16 protein-coding genes are annotated in these 16,802 nt (G+C 72.7%); 7 read left to right on the forward strand and 9 right to left on the reverse strand.

Going from position 1 to position 16,802, the window contains the following annotated elements:
• Positions 1 to 134 precede the first annotated feature (134 nt).
• A complete protein-coding gene (locus tag ACFOVU_RS05160; RefSeq protein ID WP_378530280.1) occupies positions 135 to 1,118 on the forward strand; it encodes a serine hydrolase in 984 nt (327 codons plus the stop codon).
• A gap of 44 nt (positions 1,119 to 1,162) precedes the next feature.
• Entirely contained in the window at positions 1,163 to 2,188 is a 1,026-nt protein-coding gene (locus ACFOVU_RS05165; protein WP_378530282.1) for a threonine aldolase family protein, read from the forward strand.
• 48 nt (positions 2,189 to 2,236) lie between these two features.
• Here ACFOVU_RS05165 and ACFOVU_RS05170 read toward each other — a convergent pair whose 3' ends face one another.
• From ACFOVU_RS05170 to fabG, 3 genes are all read right to left on the reverse strand, one after another.
• A complete protein-coding gene (locus tag ACFOVU_RS05170) occupies positions 2,237 to 3,343 on the reverse strand; it encodes an acyl-CoA dehydrogenase family protein (protein WP_378531178.1) in 1,107 nt (368 codons plus the stop codon).
• Positions 3,344 to 3,351: 8 nt separating this feature from the next.
• Positions 3,352 to 4,557, reverse strand: coding sequence for an acyl-CoA dehydrogenase family protein (locus tag ACFOVU_RS05175; protein WP_378530284.1), 1,206 nt, complete (start codon positions 4,555 to 4,557; stop codon positions 3,352 to 3,354).
• Between the two features lie 119 nt (positions 4,558 to 4,676).
• On the reverse strand, positions 4,677 to 5,435 hold the full coding sequence (gene fabG / locus ACFOVU_RS05180) for a 3-oxoacyl-ACP reductase FabG (protein WP_378530286.1): 759 nt from the start codon (positions 5,433 to 5,435) through the stop codon (positions 4,677 to 4,679).
• Between the two features lie 166 nt (positions 5,436 to 5,601).
• Here fabG and ACFOVU_RS05185 point away from each other — a divergent pair, with 166 nt between their 5' ends.
• From ACFOVU_RS05185 to ACFOVU_RS05200, 4 genes are all read left to right on the forward strand, one after another.
• A complete protein-coding gene (locus tag ACFOVU_RS05185) occupies positions 5,602 to 6,510 on the forward strand; it encodes an amidohydrolase family protein (RefSeq protein ID WP_378530287.1) in 909 nt (302 codons plus the stop codon).
• A gap of 465 nt (positions 6,511 to 6,975) precedes the next feature.
• Entirely contained in the window at positions 6,976 to 7,779 is an 804-nt protein-coding gene (locus ACFOVU_RS05190; protein ID WP_378530288.1) for a glycerophosphodiester phosphodiesterase, read from the forward strand.
• Between the two features lie 274 nt (positions 7,780 to 8,053).
• A complete protein-coding gene (locus ACFOVU_RS05195) occupies positions 8,054 to 8,536 on the forward strand; it encodes an ATP-binding protein (protein WP_378530289.1) in 483 nt (160 codons plus the stop codon).
• A 258-nt stretch (positions 8,537 to 8,794) separates the two neighbouring features.
• Positions 8,795 to 9,616, forward strand: coding sequence for a helix-turn-helix domain-containing protein (locus tag ACFOVU_RS05200; RefSeq protein WP_378530290.1), 822 nt, complete (start codon positions 8,795 to 8,797; stop codon positions 9,614 to 9,616).
• A 112-nt stretch (positions 9,617 to 9,728) separates the two neighbouring features.
• On the opposite strand, the gene ACFOVU_RS05205 is transcribed toward ACFOVU_RS05200, so the two are convergent.
• The 6 genes from ACFOVU_RS05205 to ACFOVU_RS05230 all read right to left on the reverse strand — a co-directional run bounded on the left by ACFOVU_RS05205 (position 9,729) and on the right by ACFOVU_RS05230 (position 16,077).
• The gene (locus ACFOVU_RS05205; protein ID WP_378530291.1) at positions 9,729 to 9,962 is read right to left on the reverse strand and encodes a DUF397 domain-containing protein; all 234 of its coding nucleotides are present in this window, start codon (positions 9,960 to 9,962) and stop codon (positions 9,729 to 9,731) included.
• 245 nt (positions 9,963 to 10,207) lie between these two features.
• Positions 10,208 to 11,245, reverse strand: a complete 1,038-nt coding sequence (locus ACFOVU_RS05210; RefSeq protein ID WP_378530293.1) for a metal ABC transporter solute-binding protein, Zn/Mn family — start codon at positions 11,243 to 11,245, stop codon at positions 10,208 to 10,210.
• 96 nt (positions 11,246 to 11,341) lie between these two features.
• Positions 11,342 to 12,010 (reverse strand): potassium channel family protein, encoded by a 669-nt coding sequence (locus tag ACFOVU_RS05215; RefSeq protein ID WP_378530295.1) that lies wholly within the window; start codon positions 12,008 to 12,010, stop codon positions 11,342 to 11,344.
• Between the two features lie 20 nt (positions 12,011 to 12,030).
• Positions 12,031 to 13,449 (reverse strand): TrkH family potassium uptake protein, encoded by a 1,419-nt coding sequence (locus ACFOVU_RS05220; RefSeq protein ID WP_378530297.1) that lies wholly within the window; start codon positions 13,447 to 13,449, stop codon positions 12,031 to 12,033.
• 227 nt (positions 13,450 to 13,676) lie between these two features.
• A complete protein-coding gene (nhaA, locus tag ACFOVU_RS05225) occupies positions 13,677 to 14,939 on the reverse strand; it encodes a Na+/H+ antiporter NhaA (RefSeq protein ID WP_378530299.1) in 1,263 nt (420 codons plus the stop codon).
• Positions 14,940 to 15,171: 232 nt separating this feature from the next.
• Positions 15,172 to 16,077, reverse strand: coding sequence for a cation diffusion facilitator family transporter (locus tag ACFOVU_RS05230; RefSeq protein WP_378530300.1), 906 nt, complete (start codon positions 16,075 to 16,077; stop codon positions 15,172 to 15,174).
• Between the two features lie 110 nt (positions 16,078 to 16,187).
• On the opposite strand from ACFOVU_RS05230, the gene cmtR reads away from it, so the two are divergent.
• Entirely contained in the window at positions 16,188 to 16,526 is a 339-nt protein-coding gene (gene cmtR, locus ACFOVU_RS05235) for a Cd(II)/Pb(II)-sensing metalloregulatory transcriptional regulator CmtR (RefSeq protein WP_378530302.1), read from the forward strand.
• The last annotated feature ends 276 nt before the right edge of the window (positions 16,527 to 16,802 follow it).

Below are 16,802 nucleotides of genomic sequence, written 5' to 3' on the forward strand. Positions count from 1 at the left end.
CCATTTTGTATATAAGGCCCACCCGGTAGCTTCGGCATGGAGTCGCGTGGGACGTGGTCAACGCTGCGCACCCACGCGGACGGCCGGGCCGCCCCGACCCCGCGGACCACTGGGACCCACGGAGGTGAGCCGTGATGCACCGCCAGACCCACCCCAGCCGCGCGCATCGGCAGCGGCCGACCGAGGAACCGCTCCGGCGGCTCCGCCGACGGGTGTCGACCCCGGCGGCGGCGCTCCTTCTCGGCGCGCTCCTGGGTGCCGGCTTCCCCACCGCCGCGCTCGCCTCGGCGCCCGGCGCGTCCGGCGACCAGCCCGCCGTGGGCCAGGGCCCTTCGCGGGAACCGGAACCCGGCGCCACGTCCCGCATCACGCAGGAACTCGACGCCGACCTCGCCGGGATGCGCGCGGGCACGCACCTGTCCGTGTCGGTGCAGGAGCTCGGCAACGGGACGACGTACGACTACCACGCAGAGCAGCGCTTCGTCACTGCGAGTGCCGTCAAGGTGGACCTGCTGGTCCTGCTCATGCTCAAGGCGCAGGACGAGCGCCGCGCGCTCACCAAGGACGAGCGCGACCTCCTGTCCCCGATGATCCGCTCCAGCGACAACGACGCGGCCGCCGAGGTCTACGACCGCATCGGCGGCGCGGCGGGCTACCGCGAGGGTGCCGCCCGGCTGGGCCTGACCACCACGCAGCCCGGCCCGGACGACCATTGGGGGAAGACGGAGACCACCGTCGGCGACCGGCTGCGCGTCCTGCGCACCGTCTTCACCGTCGACAGCCCACTGAGCCAGGAGCACCGCGCCTACGCGGTGGAGCTCATGGGCACCGTCGACCGCGACCAGGCGTGGGGCGTGTCGGCGGCCGGTGACCCGGGCGGGTCAGAGGTGAAGAACGGCTGGGTGCCCCGCAGCGCCGACCACGGGAAATGGGCGATCAACAGCACCGGCCACATCGAGCACAATGGGCGGTTCTACCTGGTCGCCGTGCTCTCCGACCACCACCCCGACGAGGCCACCGGCATCAAGCACGTCGAGCAGGCGGCCACCACCGCCGTCGACGGCCTCGACCGGTCGCTCAGCGGGCCCGGGGCACGCGCGCCGCACGCGGCGCTCTAGGGTGGGGCCGACACCTCCATACCGACAGGGAACGGGGCCTCGCCATGATCGATCTTCGGTCCGACACAGCCACCCGGCCCACACCCGAGATGCGGCGTGCCATGGCCGGGGCCGAGGTCGGCGACGACGTCTTCGGCGAGGACCCCACGGTGCGGCGGCTGGAGGAGGAGACCGCGGCGCTGCTGGGCAAGGAGGCCGCGCTCTACGTGCCCTCGGGGCACATGTCCAACCAGATCGCCGTGTACGTGTCGGCCGGCAGCGGCGAGGAGCTGTGGGCGCACGAACGCTCCCACGTCGTGGCCAACGAGCAGGGCGGCACCTCCGTGCTGGCGCGGGTGCTGCCCCGCACCTTCGACGCCGCCGAAGGCCACCCGTCACAGGAGCTCCTGGAGCGCTGGGCGGCGGGCGCCGACGACGTCCACCGCGCCCGGCCCGCGCTGATCAGCCTGGAGAACACCCTGACCGGCCTCGTCGTGCCGCTCGCCGAGCAGCGGCGCGTGGCCGACTTCGCACACGCCCACGGCATGCGCCTGCACTTGGACGGCGCCCGGCTGTGGAACGCCGCCGTCGCCCTCGGGGTCGCGCCCGCCGAGGTCGCCGAGGGCGCCGACACGGTCTCGGTGTGCTTCTCCAAGGGCCTCGGCGCCCCCGTGGGGTCCGCCCTGGCCGGAGACACCGACACCATCCGTCGCGCGCGCCGCGCCCGCAAGCTCTTGGGCGGCGGCATGCGCCAGGCCGGCATCATCGCCGCCGGCGCCCTCCACGCCCTGCACCACCACGTGGACCGCCTCGCCGAGGACCACGGGCGCGCCGCCCGCCTGGCGGAGGCCATCGCGACCGTCCCCGGACTGGGCGCGCAGGCCCGCACCAACATGGTCATCCTGGAGGCGCCCGAGGGACGCGCCCCCGAACTCGCCGCCGCTGTCACCGGCCACGGGGTCGGCTGCGTGCCCCTCGGCCCCTCCCACATCCGGTTCGTCGCCCACCTGGACATCACCGACACCGACATCGACGAGGCCGCAAAACTCATCGCCGCAGCGGCCGCCACCCTGACCGGAAAAAACCCCTGAACCGAACGCCGTGGCGGCCGGGGAGCCCGGCCGCCGCGCGGTGTCCGGTTACAGTGCGGCCGGCGGCAGGTCGGCCAGGCGGGCCAGCGCCAGGCGGTGGCGGTCGGCGGTGCCGAGGGCGATGGCGTCGCTCTTGGCCCGCTTGAGGTACAGGTGGGCCGGGTGCTCCCAGGTGAAGCCGATGCCGCCGTGCAGCTGCACCGCCTCCTCGGTGGCGCGCACCGCCACCCCCGAGACGAACGCCTGGGCGAGGGACGCGCCCAGCTCCGCCTCCGGGCCACCGCCAGCGGCGGCCCCCACCGCGTTGCGCACCACGGCGCGCGTCTGCGAGACCGCCACCCACAGGTCGGCCAGCCGGTGCTTGAGCGCCTGGAACGAGCCCACCGGACGGCCGAACTGGTGGCGGGTCTTCAGGTAGCCGACCGTCGTGTGCAGCGCCCACTCCGCCACGCCCAGCTGCTCGGCCGCGAGCAGCGCCGCCCCGGTGACCAGCGCCGACCGCAGCACCTCCTCGGCGCGCGGCCCCGACGCCAGCAGCCGCGCCGGGACGGAGTCCAGCGCGACATCGGCCAGCGGGCGCGTGAGGTCCAGGCTCACCACCGGCGATCGCACCGCCGCCGCGGCGTCCACCAGGTAGATCCCGGGCCCGTCGGCGCCGACGGCCGGCACCACCAGGAGGTCGGCGGTGAGGGCGTCCACCACCCCCGCCACGGCACCCGTCAGCGCCCCGCCGGACTCCCGCACCGTCGCGGGGAACGCCGCGTCGGGCCAGGTGCCCAGCGGGACCGCGACCGTGGCGGTCGCCTCGCCCGACGCCAGCGACGACAACGGGGATGCCGCCGCATCACCCGCGGCCAGCAGCGCCGCCGTGGCCAGCACCGCACTGCCGAGGAAGGGCACCGGGGCGACCGCCCGGCCCAGCTCCTCGGCGACCACCGCGGCCTCGCGCAGGCCCGCTCCCGCGCCCCCCAGCTCCTCCGGGACCGGCAGCGCCGCGCAGCCCAGGTCCACCAGCCCCTTCCACAGAGCGAGGTCGGTCACCCGGTCGCTCTCGACCCGGGCCAGGACGGCCGGGGCCGGGCTCTTGTCCGACAACAGGGCACGGACGCTCGCCCGCAGCTCCTCCTCGACCTCGCTGTAGAGCAGGTCGGGCATGGTCTCGCTCACTTGGGCAGGTCCTTCCAGGCGACGTCCTTGTCGACCCGGATCTCGGCGGGCAGGCCGAGGATCCGTTCGGCGATGATGTTGCGCAGGATCTCCGAGGTCCCGCCCTCGATGGAGTTGCCCTTGCTGCGCAGGTAGTGGAAGCCCGCGCCCCGCTTGGCGAAGTCGACGCCGTCGGGGCGGCGGAACGACCAGTCGTCGTAGACCAGCCCCTCCTGGCCCAGCAGCTCCACCTCCAGGCCGGAGATCTCCTGGTTGAGCCGGGAGTAGGAGTACTTGGCCGCCGACCCCTCGGGCCCGGGCTGGCCGACCGCCAGCTGCTGGCGCAGCCGCTCCTTGGTCAGCCGCGCGGCCTCGGCCTCGACCCACAGCTTCAGCAGGGCGTCGTGCATGCCCGGGGTGCGCAACTCGGGGCGGGAGCGCCAGACATCGGCGACGACGCCGATCAGGCCGCCCTCGCGCGGTTCGGCGTTGCCCCCGATGGAGACGCGTTCGTTCATCAGGGTGGTCTGGGCGACCTTCCAGCCCTCGCCGACCGCCCCGATCCGGTGGGAGTCGGGGATGCGCACGTCGGTCAGGTAGACCTCGTTGAACTCCGCCTCGCCGGTGAGCTGGCGCAGCGGGCGCACGTCGACGCCCTCGGCGCTCATGTCGCAGATGAAGTAGGTCAGCCCCTGGTGCTTGGGGACGTCGGGGTCGGTCCGGGCCACCAGGATGGCCCACCGGGCGCGGTGGGCCAGCGACGTCCACACCTTCTGCCCGTTGACGACCCACTCCTCACCGTCGCGCACCGCGCGCGTGCCGAGGGCGGCCAGGTCGGAGCCTGCGCCGGGCTCGCTGAAGAGCTGGCACCAGACCTCCTCGCCGGTGTAGAGCGGCTTGAGGAAGCGTGCGCGCTGCTCGGGGGTGCCGAACGCCAGGATGGTGGGGGCGGCCATGCCGAGCCCGATGATCAGGCCCTCGCGGCCGGTCGGGGCGGCGCCCCGCTCGTCGAACTCCTCGTCGACGACGGACTGGAGCGACCGCGGGGCACCCAGCCCGCCCAGCCCTTCGGGGAAGTGCACCCACGCCAGTCCGGCGTCGAAGCGCGCGGCGAGCAGGTCGGCCTGGCCGGTGGCGGCGGGGTCGTGTGCGGCGACGAAGTCGGCGACTCGTTGTCGCAGAGCGGGGGCGTCGAGCTCCCTGCCCGATGGATCCGATGTCATAGAACGCGAACCTCCGTTGGAACGGCGGCGGATTGAGGGGAGCCGTGGACCGGACCCGCGGGAGCCGGGGGCGCCGGGCGCCGGAATGGGGCCGCGCCGCGGCGCGCCCCGGCCCGCGATCAGTCCAGTGGACCGCCCGCGACATAGATGACCTGGCCCGAGACGAAGCCGGCGTCCTCGCTGGTGAGGAAGGAGATCGTGGCGGCGACGTCGGCGGGCCGGCCGGTGCGGCGGACCGGGATGCTCTCGGCCGCGGCCTTCTTGAAGTCCTCGAAGTCCATGCCCACGCGCGCGGCGGTCTGGCGGGTCATGTCGGTCTCGATGAACCCGGGGGCGACGGCGTTGGCGGTCACCCCGAACTTGCCCAGCTCGATGGCGAGGGTCTTGGTGAACCCCTGGAGACCGGCCTTCGCCGCGGAGTAGTTGGCCTGGCCGCGGTTGCCCTGAGCCGAGCTGCTCGACAGGCAGACGATGCGGCCCCAGCGCTCCGAGGTCATGTGCGCCTGGACGGCGCGGCTCATCAGGAACGCGCCGCGCAGGTGCACGCCCAGCACGGTGTCCCAGTCGTTCTCCGTCATCTTGAACAGCAGGTTGTCGCGGATCACGCCGGCGTTGTTGACCAGGATCGTGGGCGGGCCCAGCCGCTCGGCGACCTCGGCGACGGCCGCGGTGACCTTGTCCGCCTCGGTCACATCGGCACCCAGCCCGATCGCCGTTCCGCCCTCGGCGGTGATCTGGTCGGCGGCCTTGCGGGCGTCGGTCTCGTCGAGGTCGACGACGGCGACCGAGTGGCCGTCGCCGGCGAGTCTGCGGGCCGTGGCCGCACCGATGCCGCGGGCACCTCCCGTGACGATCGCGACGCGGGCGGTCTGAGACATGGCAACCTCCGGATGGGTGGTCCAGAACACACTGGGGGGATCCTATCCGTCCCATACCGACCAGGTGGTATGTGGTCGGGAATGGGCACCCCGCAACGGGTTACGCGTCCGTGACCTGCCGGGTGACGGGCGTGCGGCCGCGGATCCGGCGGTGCCGCCGGCGGCCATGGGCGCTACGGTGGTCACCCGCACCCATCCCGCTCAGCGCGGCGGCCGGGGCACGGACGTCCCCCGCGGCCCGCACCGCCCGCTGCACCCCGGCCGAATCGAGGCGATGGCGCTGTTCGACGCCCACCTCCACATCATCGATCCCCGGTTCCCCCTCGCCACCGGGCAGGGCTACCGGCCGGAGCCGTTCACCGCCGCCGACTACCTCGCCCGCAGCGAACCACTGGGCATCAGCGGCGGAGCCGTCGTGGCCGGCTCCTTCCAAGGACCCGACCCCGCCTACCTGGTCGCCGCGCTGCGCGAGCTGGGCCCCTCCTACGTCGGCGTCGCCGAACTCGCGCCCGACACCTCCGACTCCGCGCTGCGCGACCTGCACGCCGCCGGCGTACGCTCGCTGCGGCTCAACCTCTACCGCGGCTCGGCCGGGGACCTGGACGCCCAGATCCACCTGGCCCGGCGCGCCGCCGAACTGCTGGGCTGGCCCTGCGAGCTCTACGTCGACTCCCGGGAACTGCCGGCGCTCGCGCCGCGCATCGCGCCGCTGCCGCGCGTCAGCATCGACCACCTCGGCCTGTCGCGCGAAGGGCTACCCGCGCTGCTGGACCTCGTGGCCGGGGGAGCGCGGGTCAAGGCCACCGGGTTCGGCCGCGGCGACCTGGACGTCCCGGTCGCGCTGCGCTCCATCGCCGCGATCAACCCGGGCGCGCTGATGTTCGGCACCGACCTCCCGTCCACGCGGGCGCCGCGCCCCTTCCGCAGCACCGATATCGACGTGATCACCGAGGCGCTCGGCCCTGGACCGGCGGGCCCGGTCCTGCGCCGCAACGCGCTGGACTTCTACGGCCTGGCCGCCACGGGGGGCGTACGCACCGAGTCCCCATCGGGCCCGGCGCCCTCGGCGTACTAGGCCTGCCCTGGGGCCGCGGGCCCGCGGCACCCCGGTGCAGGGCGGCCCCGGCGGCCCGGCGCGTCGGATCACGCTCCGCGGGCGCGGACACCGCCTTCGTCACCTTATGTTTCCGATCCGATGCGCCGTGTGCCCGATTGTGCCCGGACGCATGGACCCCTTTCCCCATGCGGGTGTGCGCCCTACCCCCCGTGTGGTGCCCCCACCACGGGCGTCGCGGGGGCGGGCCGGTCAATACCCACAGTGACGAAAACTTGGCGTGGTGCGGGGTATCGTGACGCTACGAGAGCGCTCACGGTGGGCGCCGAGCCGGTCCCGGCTCCCGGGGCGGTCCGCGCAGGGCGGTCCGCGGGCCCGCCGGGGACGTCGAAGGGGGCGGTGGGCGATGGCGGCCGTCGGAGTTCGCAAGCGGGTCGCGCCGGGGTCCATTCGGGCATCGGGCGCGCGGACCCGCGCATCGGGTGAGTGCCCCCGTCCACTGCCGGCCCGGGGCGCGGCCGCCGGGCCGCGCCGGTGATCGTCGTGGCGCACCGCGGGGCCTCCGCGTATGCGCCCGAGAACACGCTGTCCGCGCTGCGCCTGGCCCGCCTGCACGGCGCCGACATGGCGGAGATCGACGTGCGCCAGACCGCCGACGGCGCGTTCGTCGTCGTCCACGACCCCACGCTGCGCCGGACCACCGACGTCGCCGAGGTCTACCCCGACCGCCGCTCCCTGCGGGTCGCCGACTTCACGCTCGCCGAGATCCGCCGCCTGGACGCCGGCTCCTGGTTCGGCGACGCCTTCGCCGGGGAGCGGGTGCCCACCCTGGAGGAGGCGCTGGCGGTGCTGCGCGAATGCGGCCTGGGCGCGCTCGTCGAGCTCAAGGTGGAGCGCCGCGACCCGGAGATGCGGCGCCGCCTCGCCGACCGGCTCAACGCCGACTCCCATTGGCGCCGCGGCCAGGGGCGGCTGATCCTCCAGAGCTTCGACTGGGTGACCCTGAGGGCGGTCGCCGAGGCCGTCCCCGGCCTGCACACCGCCGTCCTGGGCAAGACCTACGGGCGGCTCGGCCTGCGCCGGATCGCGCGCTATGCCCGCCAGATCCACCCCCATCACCTCCGCGTGACCGCGCCCTATGTGCGGCACGCCCACGCGCAGGGCCTGGCGCTGTTCGGATGGACCGCCAACAACGACACCGCGATCCGGCGGCTCATCCGCGACGGCGTCGACGGGATCATCAGCGACTATCCCGACCGCGTCGCGGCGCACCGGCTCTCCGCCGTGTGAGCGGGCCGGGTGGCTTTTCCGGCGCTCCGGGGGAGACTCTCCGGAGAACTCCGGCTTTCCCCCACCGGCGGCCCATCGTTGTCCTAGGATGCGTGCATGAGGAGAATGCACGTGCATATGGTCCATGCGCTTGCTCTCCCCCCAGAGGTGCCGGCGATCACCCGAGCCGGTGCCGTTCGATCGAGACGACGGCAAGGGGATCGCGGTGACCGGACAACGAACCCGGGGAGCACGAGGAAGGATCGGCGCATGGGGATGTACGGCGGCTTCCGCCGTGGCCGCCCCCCGGGGGTGGTGGTTCAGCGTCCTCCACGACAAGGCGGCGGCGCCGCGCGAGTGCCCGGCGGGCGGGCCGCGGCAGGACGCCCTCTGCTGGACGCTGGAGGCCGGGCCCGGTGCGGCGGCCGGCGCCCGGGAGGTCGCCGCGGGTGCCCTGCGCCAGTGGTCGATGGGCGGCTTCGCGAACGACGCCGAACTCATCCTGTCCGAACTCGTGACCAACGCCCTGCGGCACGCATCCCGGCCCGCCGAGGCCGCAATCGGCCGCCGGGACACCATCGAGGTCTGCATCCTGCGCCACGGCGGCGAGCTGATCTGCGCCGTCCGCGACGGGAGCGACCTGCTGCCCGCGCGGCGCGAGCCGGACTTCATGCTGGAGACCGGGCGCGGCCTGCACCTCGTGGCCTGCTTCGCGACCGATTGGGGGGTCGTGCCGGTCCGGCCGGCGGGCAAGTACGTCTGGGCCCTGCTGCGTTGACCGCCGCGGCGGCGAGGGGGCGGTCGCGCCGCCCCGCCCGCGTGCGCCGGGCATTTCGCCGTCCAACAACGGGGAATCGCGGTGCCCGCGAGCCGAGTAGCGTGCGCATCGGCGATATCGTGTAGGCGTACAGGTAGGCCATATGGCGCCATAGCGGGCGTCGGCGGCGGGATTTCGAGCGCGAGATCGACGGGTGGGGAGGCAGCGACTGTGGACATTGCTCGTCTACAGAGGGGGAGCGGTCCCACGGTGCGCCGGATGCTGCTCGGTTCGGAGCTGCGCAAATACCGCGAAGCCAAGGGGATCAGCCGCGGCGAGGCCGGGCATCACATCCGCGGGTCGGAATCCAAGATCAGCCGGATGGAGCTGGGCCGGGTCGGGTTCAAGGACCGCGATGTCGAGGACCTGCTGCGGCTGTACGGGGTCACCGATCGCGAGCTGATCGCCACGATGTCGCAGATGGCCCGCGACACCAAGAAGCCGGGCTGGTGGCAGCAGTACGGCGAGGCGCTGCCCAACTGGTTCCAGGTGTACGTGGGGCTCGAGGAGGCCGCCACGCGGATCCGGGTCTATGAGGCCCAGTTCGTGCCCGGTGTCCTCCAGACCGAGGAGTACGCCCGCGCCATCATCACCGGCGGCGGAGCCACGCCCGACCCCACGGCCGAGCCGAGGATCACCGTGCGCATGCGGCGCCAGCGCCACATCGAGCGCGGCAACGGGGTCAAGTTCTGGGCGATCCTGGACGAGGCCGCGGTCCGCCGCCCGGTGGGCGGGGTCGAGATCATGCGGCAGCAGCTGCACCGCCTGATCGAGTTCTGCGACCACCCGGACATCACGCTGCAGATCATCCCGTTCAGCGCGGGTGCGCACGCCGCCGAGGCGGGGTCGTTCACCATCCTGCGCTACCCCGACTTCGGGCTCTCCGACATCATCTACCTGGAGCAGCTGACCGGATCGATCTGCCTCGACAAGCGGCAGGACATCGACGCCTACACCATGGCCATGGAGCGGCTGAGCGTGATCGCCCAGCCTCCGGCCGACACCAAGGGCATCCTCAAGCAGATGATCGACGAGCTGTAGCCGCGTGCCCGCGGCCGGGTGGGAGCCCCACCCCGGCCGCGGTGTGGAGCCCCCGGGGGACCGGTGCGCCCCGCTCCGGTGCGCGGCCGGTGCGGGACGGAGCCGTGCCGGGTCAGCCCAGCAGGTTGTCGAAGTCTCCGTCCTTGGCGCCGAGGATCAGCGCGTCGATTTCGGCCTGGGTGTAGACCAGGGCCGGGCCGCTGGGGAAACGCGAGTTGCGCACGGCGATGGAGCCGTCGGCCAGTCTTGCGAGCTCGACGCAGGCCCCCTGGGAGTTGCTGCGCGGGCTCTTCTGCCATGTGACGTTCTGGAGTTCGGATGCCGAGATGCCGTTGTAGGGGCTCATTGGGGAAGCTCCTTGTCCACCAGAGGTTCGTACTCGGGGGAGTACCGATGCACCCGCGTATGCACGTGCATCGGCACCGTACTTTGGCCAGGATATCGCACGTGCACGGCCGTGGTCCTGGAGTTCGCGCAGATGTAGGCGGTATGCAAGCATGTGCAATCCCGTCGGCGTGACCGGGATTGCACATACGACAATGGGCGGCCCCGCACCGTGGCGGGGCCGCCCATAGGGCGGGCCGGGGGGCGTCAGGAGCAGCGCAGCGCGCCGGTCAGGGCCTCCAGGTTCGCGCGCATCACCGACGGGTAGTCGTCGCCGGGCGACTGGTCGGTGATGCCTTCGAGGGGGTCGAGCACCGCGGTCTCGGCGCCCGTCTCCGCGGCGATGGTCTCGGCGACCCGGGGGCTCGTGAGGGTCTCGGTGAAGACCGTGGTGATGCCGTCGTTCTCGACGAGTTCGGCGACCTCGGCCAGCCGCGCGGGCGAGGGCTCGGCCTCGGGGTCGATGCCGCTCACCCCGATCTGGTGCAGGTCGTGGGCGTCGGCGAGGTAGCCGAAGGCGGCGTGGCTGACGACCATGTCGCGGCTCTCGCAGTCGGCGAGGCCATCGGTGTACTCGGTCCCGATGTCCGCCAGCCGGCCCGCGACCCGCTCGGCGTTGGCGGTGTAGTCGGCGGCGTTGCCGGGGTCGGCCTCGCCGAGGCGCTCGGCCAGGCCCGCTGCCGCCTGCGCCATGCGGTCGGTGTCGAGCCACATGTGTGGATCGGTGTCGCCGTGCCCGTGGCCCTCTTCGCCGCCCTCATCGCCGTGGGCGTCCTCCGCGCCTTCGTCGGCGTGGGCGTCCTCATCGCCGTGGGCGTCCTCCGCGCCTTCGTCGGCGTGGGCGTCCTCGCCGGCGTGGGCGTCGCCCTCTTCCTCGGTGGCCGGGCGCAGGTCCACGATGTCGCCGACGTCGAGGGCGTTGTCACCGCCCTCTTGTTCGACGGCGTCGTCCACGGCCGGCTGGAGGCCGTGCACGAAGAACACGACGTCGGCGGAGGAGACGGAGCCGATCTGGCGCGGGGTGAGCTCGAGGTCGTGCGGTTCGGCGCCCGGCTCGGTGAGGTTGGTGACCTCGACGTGCTCGCCGCCCACCTGGCCGGCCAGCCACTCCAGCGGGTAGACGCCCGTGACCACGCCGATTCCGTCGCCGCCGTTGCCGGCTCCGGCCCCGCCGCCGCACCCGGCCAGCGCAGCCACCCCCGCCGCGCACAGCGCGGCCACCTTCACAGACCTCCGTGATCGCATGGCCATCATCATGGCGACAATGAAAACGATTGTCAATTTTTGTGGTGAATTGGGTGGTTAGTGGGGATTGGTCGGGATGGTCGGTTCTGCGGGCGGTCAGTTGATCTCCGCGAACCGCTCCACGTCGTCGGTCTTGCCGGCCACGACGATGATGTCGCCCTTCTGCGGCACGGTCTCGGCGGTGGCGTAGGTGAACTGCTCGCCGTGGCGCTTGATGCACACGACGGTGATGCCGTGCTTGGCCCGCACCCCGGTCTCGCCGAGCCGGCGGCCGATCATCTCGCGCGGGGCGCGGGTCTTGCCCAGGGCGAAGTTCTCCTCGATCTCCACGTAGTCCAGCATCCGGCCCGAAACCAGGTGGGCGACGCGCTCGCCCATGTCGTGCTCGGGCAGCACGACGTTGTGCGCGCCGATCTGCTGGAGGATGCGCCCGTGGCGGCGGCTGATGGCCTTCGCCCAGATGCGCTGGACGCTCATGTCCACGAGCAGTGACGTGGTCAGGATGCTCTCCTCCAGGTGGCTGCCGATCGCGACCACCGCACGCGAGAACTCGTGCGCCCCGATCTGGCGCAGCGCCTCGTCGTCGGTGGCGTCGGCGACCACGGTGTGGGTCAGCGAGTCGGCGTAGGCCTGGACCAGGCGCGGGTTGGAGTCCACGCCCAGGACCTCCCAGCCGTGCGTCACGAGTTCCAGGGCCAGCGAACTCCCGAACCGGCCCAGCCCGATGACCAGGACGCGCTTGTCCTGGGGTTTGCTCCGCTGCACAGTGTGCTCCTCAGATGTCGTCAACCGATGATCGGCCGCGCCTCGGCCAGATCGTAGCGGCGGGTGTGCTCCCGCAGTGCGAGGGCCGAGGCGAAGGTCACCGGGCCGATGCGGCCCGCCAGCATCAGGAGCACCAGCAGCCCCTGCGCCAGTGGGGGGAGGTCGGGGGTGATGCCCGTGGACAGCCCGGCGACCCCGGTGGCCGAGACTACCTCGAAGAGGATCTCGACCAGGGTGTAGCCGGTGCCCACCAGCAGGACGACGGTGGAGCCCACCACGACCGTCATGGACAGGAAGGTCAGCGAGAGCGCCTGGCGGATGACACCGGGGGAGAGCCGCCGGTCGAACACGTGGACCTCGGCGTGGCCGCGGATCTCCGCCCACACCACGAGGAAGAGGACCGCGAGCGTGGCGACCTTGATGCCGCCGGCGGTGCCGCCGCTGCCGCCGCCGACGAACATCAGCATGATCGTGATGAGCAGCGTGGCCTCGTCCATGGCACCCACGTCCACCGAGTTGAACCCGCCGCTGCGCGGCATGATGCCGTGGAAGACGCCGTTGACCAGCTTGTCGCCGATCGGCATCGGGCCCAGGGTCCCGGGGTTGGACCACTCCAGGACGGTCACCGCCAGCGTGCCACCCGCCAGCAGCAGCGCCGTCGTGGCCAGCGTGATCTTGGTGTGCAGGCTCCAGGCCCGGTGGGTGCCCATGTGCCGCCGGATCTCCAGCAGGACGGGGAACCCGAGCCCGCCGATCACGGTGGCCAGCCCGAGGGGGAGCAGCACCACCGGGTCGTCCGCGTAGCGCATGAGGCTGTCGTCGTACAGGGCGAGGCCCGCGTTGTTGAACGCGGAGACCGAGTGGAAGACGGACGTGTACAGCGAGCCCACGAACCCCATGTCGTAGGAGGCCCAGAAGCGCGGCAGCATGACTGCGGCGATCACCGCCTCGATGGCCAGGCTCATGGTGACGATGCGGGTGACCATCCCGCGCACGTCGCCCACCGCCATGCTGCGGGTCTCGGCCTGCACGCTGAGCTGCATGCGCAGCCCGAACCGGCGGACCACCACCGCGCCCAGCACCGACGCCAGCGTCATGATGCCGATGCCGCCGACCTGGATCAGCACCATGACGACCAGTTCACCGAACACCGACAGGTCGGTGCCGATGCCGATCACCGCCAGCCCGCACACGCACAGCGCCGACGTGGCGGTGAACAGGGCCTGGATGAAGGTCAGCCCATGGCCCTCTGTGTGGCTGATGGGCAGCAGGAGCAGGCCGGTGCCGGTGAGGTCGGCGATGAGGAACAGCGCGACGAAGATCCGCGCCGGGCGGGCCCACGCCGACTGGGTGGGGCCGAGAGCCGATGTGAACCTGGTGCGCCCCCAGTTCAGCAGCCGCGACAGGCGGCTGCGCGCGGCGGTCGTCAGCAGAGGCATCGTTGGTCGGCCATCCCGTCATCACCTGCGATCGAGAGAGATGTTCCCACAGAAAGGCCGCGGCAGCGGGCCCGGCGGACTGGTGAAGGCGCGGCAGCGGGCCCCCGGACCGGTGAAGGCCGCGTGGCCCGGCCCGGCGGACCGGGGCCCGTCCCCGGCGCCCATCCAACCGTGTCCGCGCCCCTGCCGGGCGGCTCCGCCGCACGGCGTGTCGCCGTGCGGCGGTGTCAGGTGCGTCCCGCGCCCGGCCCGGCGGCCGGGGCCGCGGTGCCGGTGCCGGCGAGCCGCCGGTAGTGGGCGCTGCGCCAGCCCAGCACGATCGTGGCCAGGACGGTGGCGATCAGCGACGCCAGCAGGACGCCGCCCTTCGCGTCGGACATCATCTGCGGGTCGTCGGGGAACGACAGCTCCGTCACCAGGAGCGACACGGTGAAGCCGATCCCCGCCAGCAGCGACATCCCCGCGATGTCGATCCAGCTCAGCGACGGGTTGAGCTCGGCTCCGGTGAGCCGGGTGGTGAGCCACGACCCGCCCAGGATCCCGATGAGCTTGCCCACGACCAGGCCCACGACGGCGCCCAGGGCCGCGGAGTCGGCGAGCAGCGGCCCGATGCCCGGGAACACGACGCCGGCCGACATCAGCGCGAACACCGGCAGCACCACAGCGGTGGTCCACGGGCGGATGAGGTGCTCGGCGTGGTGGCTGGGCGAGAGCTGCTCATCGGACCGCGGGGTCGTCCGCATGAGCAGCCCCATGGCGACGCCGGCGATGGTCGCGTGCACCCCGCTGGCGTGCATGAACGCCCAGATGGCGAACGCGATCGGCAGGTAGACGGCCCAGCCGGGGACGGGGGAGCGGCGCAGCACCGCGCCGAGCCCGCGGCCGGTCTGGAGGTGGCCGAACAGCGCGAGCAGGGCGAAGGCGGCCAGCAGCGGCAGGAAGGAGAGGTGGTCGGTGTAGAAGACCGCGATCACGACGATGGCCCCGAGGTCGTCCACGATGGCCAGGGTGAGCAGGAAGGTCCGCAGCGCGGGCGGCAGGTAGCGGCCGATCACCGCGAGGACCGCGACCGCGAATGCGATGTCGGTGGCCATGGGGATGCCCCAGCCCCGCAGTGCGTCACCCTGACCGAAGTTGATGGCGGTGTAGATCAGGGCGGGCACCGCCATGCCGCTCAGGGCGGCGACGATCGGCAGCATGGCCCGCCGGGGGTTGCGCAGCTCGCCGTGGACGAACTCCTGCTTCAGCTCGTTGCCGACGACGAAGAAGAAGATCGCGAGCAGGCCGTCGGCCGCCCACGCCTCGACCGAGAGGTTCAGGTGCAGGCTCTCGGGGCCGAAGGTGAAGGTGCGGATGGCCTCGTAGGCGGCGTTGCCGGGGGAGTTGGCCCAGATCAGGGCCGCGACGGCGCCCAGGATCAGCAGGAAGCCGCTGACCGCGTCGGAGCGGAGCAGGTCGATCAGATCGCCCGGGCGGCGTCGGTCGGTCATAGGTCGTGGTCCCCCCGTGTGCCGGCGCCATCGGCGCACGCCGATGGCATCGCCGACCAGTCTTCCCGGCACACCTGTGCCCGCGCATGAGCCGTGGCCGAGGCGCGGGCATGGGCCGTCGGCCCGGAGGAACTATGCCAGAGTGCGCCGAGGTGTGTCCAGGTCATCCGCCTTCGTGTCGCTTGCCGTCCGATGGGCGGTTCCCGGGGGGGCGGGGGTCGGGGGCGGCCCGTCAGTCGTGCCGCGCGCCCTCGTGGTCGGCGTGGCCGGCGGGCTCCAGCTGGAGGGTGGAGTGCTCCACGTCGAAGTGCCCGGACAGGCAGGCGTGGAGCTCGTCGAGCATGCGCCCGGCGTCGGCGAGCCGGCCCTCCTCGACCACCACGTGGGCGGACATGACGGGGATCCCCGAGGTGATGGTCCACGCGTGCAGGTCGTGCACGTCCAGGACGCCCGGCTGGCGCAGCAGGTGCAGGCGGACCTCGGCGAGGTCGACGTTGCGCGGCGCCGCCTCCAGCAGGACGTGCACGGCCTCGCGCAGCAGGCTCCAGGCGCGGGGCACGATGAATGCGGCGATGGCCAGCGAGATCAGCGTGTCGGCACGCTCCCAGCCGGTGAGCCAGATGAGGACACCGCCGACGATGACGCCCACCGACGCCAGCGCGTCGCTCAGCACCTCCAGGTAGGCGCCGCGGACGTTCAGGCTCTCCTTCTGCCCCGAACGCAGGATGAACACGGCGACGATGTTCATGGCGAGCCCGAAGCCGGCCACCAGGACCATGCCCTCGCCGGCGACGGGGCGGGGGGTGATCAGCCGCTCGACGGCCTCGATCGCGATGAAGGCGCACAGGCCGAACAGGACGAGCGCGTTGACCGCCGCGGCGAGGACCTCCGCGCGCTGGTAGCCGAAGGTCCGCACGGTGCTGGGCGGCCGCGCGGCGAACCAGACGGCGATGAGCGCGAGGAGCACCCCGAAGGAGTCGGTGACGGTGTGCCCGGCGTCGGCGAGCAGGGCGAGGCTTCCGGCGCCGTAGGCGCCGGCGACCTGGACCGCGGCGACGACCAGCATCAGCGCCAGGACGATGGTCAGCCGGCCGCGGTTGGCGGCGGCCGCCGTCGCGTGCCCGTGTCCGTGGCCCATGTGCGTCTCCTTCGCCGACCGCCCAGCGAGGCGGCCGCGCTCGATAGTTCAGCCTCCAGTGTTTATACAGCGATGAGTGTCTATACAGCAAATGCTGTAAAATGGTTTTCATGTTGACCAGCGAACAGCGCCTCTCCGCCATCCAGCGTCTCGGCCGCGCTCTCGCCGACCCCACCCGCTGCCGGCTCCTCCTGGCGCTGCTCGACGGCCCCGGCTACCCCGCCCGTCTTGCGGAGCAACTGGGTCTTACCCGGCAGAATGTGTCCAATCACCTGGCCTGCCTGCGGGAATGCGGGCTGGTGACCACCACCGCCCGCGGCCGCCAGGTCAGCTACGAACTGGTCGACCCCGCCCTGGTGCACGCCCTCGACGACCTGCTGCGTGTGGTGTGGGGGGTCGCCGAGGAGCACCTGCCGCCCGGCGAGACCACCCCCGTCGCCGCCGGCTGACCCGCTCCGGTCACGCCGCCCCGGGGCGGCCCCCGGGCGAGTTCCCCGGAGCGTGTCCGGAAGCGGACCGACGATCCGGAGCCGCTGCCGTCAGCGTCAGCGGCAGCGGCGGGCACGGTGATCAATGCCCAGCTCGCGGCGGCCGGTCGGCCCGCTGACATATCGCTGACACGGCCCTGACGGGTGTCCCAAGTCGCCCTATTCGCGGTGATGCATCGGTGATCGGCCGCGTATCGTGTAATTCGCGTGCCCGGCACTACCCCGTGCGGCCCCGTC

The organism is Nocardiopsis sediminis, assembly GCF_042650565.1.
Lineage (GTDB): Bacteria > Actinomycetota > Actinomycetes > Streptosporangiales > Streptosporangiaceae > Nocardiopsis_B > Nocardiopsis_B sediminis.

Coding starts and splice junctions, on each gene's coding strand:
- ACFOVU_RS05200 (WP_378530290.1), top strand. CDS start 8,795: ATGCTGCTCGGTTCGGAGCTGCGCAAATACCGCGAAGCCAAGGGGATC.
- nhaA (WP_378530299.1), bottom strand. CDS start 14,939: ATGACCGACCGACGCCGCCCGGGCGATCTGATCGACCTGCTCCGCTCC.
- ACFOVU_RS05160 (WP_378530280.1), top strand. CDS start 135: ATGCACCGCCAGACCCACCCCAGCCGCGCGCATCGGCAGCGGCCGACC.
- ACFOVU_RS05230 (WP_378530300.1), bottom strand. CDS start 16,077: ATGGGCCACGGACACGGGCACGCGACGGCGGCCGCCGCCAACCGCGGC.
- ACFOVU_RS05170 (WP_378531178.1), bottom strand. CDS start 3,343: ATGCCCGACCTGCTCTACAGCGAGGTCGAGGAGGAGCTGCGGGCGAGC.
- fabG (WP_378530286.1), bottom strand. CDS start 5,435: ATGTCTCAGACCGCCCGCGTCGCGATCGTCACGGGAGGTGCCCGCGGC.
- ACFOVU_RS05165 (WP_378530282.1), top strand. CDS start 1,163: ATGATCGATCTTCGGTCCGACACAGCCACCCGGCCCACACCCGAGATG.
- ACFOVU_RS05175 (WP_378530284.1), bottom strand. CDS start 4,557: ATGACATCGGATCCATCGGGCAGGGAGCTCGACGCCCCCGCTCTGCGA.
- cmtR (WP_378530302.1), top strand. CDS start 16,188: ATGTTGACCAGCGAACAGCGCCTCTCCGCCATCCAGCGTCTCGGCCGC.
- ACFOVU_RS05220 (WP_378530297.1), bottom strand. CDS start 13,449: ATGCCTCTGCTGACGACCGCCGCGCGCAGCCGCCTGTCGCGGCTGCTG.
- ACFOVU_RS05210 (WP_378530293.1), bottom strand. CDS start 11,245: ATGCGATCACGGAGGTCTGTGAAGGTGGCCGCGCTGTGCGCGGCGGGG.
- ACFOVU_RS05205 (WP_378530291.1), bottom strand. CDS start 9,962: ATGAGCCCCTACAACGGCATCTCGGCATCCGAACTCCAGAACGTCACA.
- ACFOVU_RS05185 (WP_378530287.1), top strand. CDS start 5,602: ATGGGCGCTACGGTGGTCACCCGCACCCATCCCGCTCAGCGCGGCGGC.